Source organism: Streptomyces niveiscabiei, from assembly GCF_001419795.1.
Classification (GTDB): Bacteria; Actinomycetota; Actinomycetes; order Streptomycetales; family Streptomycetaceae; genus Streptomyces; species Streptomyces niveiscabiei.
This window is the reverse complement of sequence record NZ_LIRL01001299.1, coordinates 1-1,632: the sequence shown is the minus strand read 5'-3', so window position 1 is coordinate 1,632 and position 1,632 is coordinate 1. Positions and strand designations below refer to the sequence as shown.

The window sequence follows — 1,632 nt, the reverse complement described above, 5'->3', positions numbered from 1 at the left end:
CCTTCCAGCCCGCCCGTCCTCCTCCTACGCCAGCAGCCCTTCCAGCCCGCCCGTCCTCCTCGCGTACTCCTCCAGCTCGTCCAGCGCCGCTGTCGCCGCCTTCGCCGCCTCCGGGTCGCCGGCCCGCAGGCCGCTCTCCTCGAACTCGTCCTCGTCGAGGCGGCGGATGTCCGTGCCGGAGGCGTTGTGCCAGAGGTCCAGGTCGAGGTCCTCCACCGTGAGGGTGCGGTCCGTGCGGACCGCGGGGCGGGTGATGTCGCAGTACCAGCCCTTGAGGGCGCCGGTGGAGGCGCGGACCTCCTTGATGGCGTACCAGCGGTCGCGCCAGTAGTGCTCGGTGAAGACGTCGCCGGGTTCGAAGCGGACGAAGCCGAAGTCGCGGGTGCCGGTGCCGGCCCAGGGGGCGCGGACGGTGATGTGGGTGCCGTCGTCGGAGAGGAGGGTCGCGGGGTAGCGGATCTTCGTGCGGCCCGCTTTCACCAGGACCACTTCCAGGGACGGGTCAGACGAGGTCGCGGACATGGCGTATCTCCGTCGCGCTGATCTCGTACCCGAAGCCCTTGTTGATCGCGAGCATGGGGGTGTTGTCCGAGTCGTTGCTGGTGAAGGCGACCGTGCAGCCGGCCTCGCGGGCGCGGTACAGGGAGGCGGCCTTGGCGAGTTTCGCGAGGCCGCGGCCCCGGTGGGCGCGGGCGGTGCCGGTCATGGCCGTGTGGTAGCGGCCGGCGCCGTCGGTGTGGGCGACGCTCAGCGCGACGGGACGGCCGTCCACGACGACCACGCTCGTCAGGGCGCGGTCCAGGTGGGGATGGCGCCAGTTCTCCTCGACCCACGCCTCGTAGTCGGTGAACTCGGTGCCCACGTCGCCGGGTTCGTCGGAGGTGACCTCCGCGTCGAGTGCGAAGAGGGGGCGCGGGTCGGCGGCGTAGTCGGCGGCCGTACGCAGTTCGACGCCGGCGGGGACGGACGGCGGGGTGAGGGCCGCGGCCGTCAGGTCCAGGCGCAGGAAGTGGGCCGAGCGGCTCGGGCGGTAGCCGGCGCGCTCGGCGTACGCGAGGTTGCGCGGGGCGTCCAGGACCCAGGCGTACAGGTGGGTGGCGCCGAGGCCGGACAGGTACTCCTCCGCGGTCTCGCGCAGCGCCGTACCCGCGCCCCGGCCCTCGTACGCGGGGTCGACGTACACGTTCAGGTTCGCCTTGCCGGGCTCCGGCGCGTCGTGCGCCAGGCTGATCTGGGCCGTGCCGGCGAGCACGCCGTCCACCTCGGCGACCAGCCTGCGGACGTGGGCGTCCGGGTGGCCGTGCGTGATGTCGTGGGCCACCGAGGCGGGGGTGAACAGGAGGTACGGGAGGGCGGCGTCGCGGACCCGGCAGAAGGCTTCGGGGTCGGCGGGCACGTCGAGGCGGAGATCTCGCACGGTGATGGTCATATACGCGGAGGTTAGGGCGGGGATGCGGGAGGTGCCTCCCATTTTCCGGCGGGTGCCTCCCGGGTGCGGAAGAATCGGGGGGTGACCTTGACGATCGACATCATCGACGGCCCCGCGCCCTACGAGCAGGTGCGTACGCAGATCTCCGAGCAGGCGCGGACGGGGGCCCTGCCGGTGGGGTACCGGCTCCCCACGGTCCGCGC

At 72.8% G+C, this 1,632-nt stretch carries 2 protein-coding genes and 1 pseudogene; 1 reads left to right on the top strand and 2 read right to left on the bottom strand.

Annotated features, from left to right (window positions below; genetic code table 11):
• Positions 1-24: 24 nt before the first annotated feature.
• Together AOK24_RS43350 and AOK24_RS43345 are read right to left on the bottom strand one after the other, a co-directional pair.
• A complete protein-coding gene (locus AOK24_RS43350) occupies positions 25-522 on the bottom strand; it encodes a ribonuclease FAU-1 family protein (RefSeq protein ID WP_055725329.1) in 498 nt (165 codons plus the stop codon).
• Positions 503-1,429, bottom strand: a complete 927-nt coding sequence (locus AOK24_RS43345; RefSeq protein ID WP_055725328.1) for a GNAT family N-acetyltransferase — start codon at positions 1,427-1,429, stop codon at positions 503-505. Before AOK24_RS43345 ends, AOK24_RS43350 begins: the two co-directional genes overlap by 20 nt.
• Positions 1,430-1,510: 81 nt before the next feature.
• Here AOK24_RS43345 and AOK24_RS51990 point away from each other — a divergent pair.
• Positions 1,511-1,632, top strand: a pseudogene (locus AOK24_RS51990) (GntR family transcriptional regulator); the annotation flags it as partial.

Excerpts from the sequence above, each read along its gene's own strand:
- AOK24_RS43350 (WP_055725329.1), bottom strand. The coding sequence starts at position 522 with ATGTCCGCGACCTCGTCTGACCCGTCCCTGGAAGTGGTCCTGGTGAAA.
- AOK24_RS43345 (WP_055725328.1), bottom strand. The coding sequence starts at position 1,429 with ATGACCATCACCGTGCGAGATCTCCGCCTCGACGTGCCCGCCGACCCC.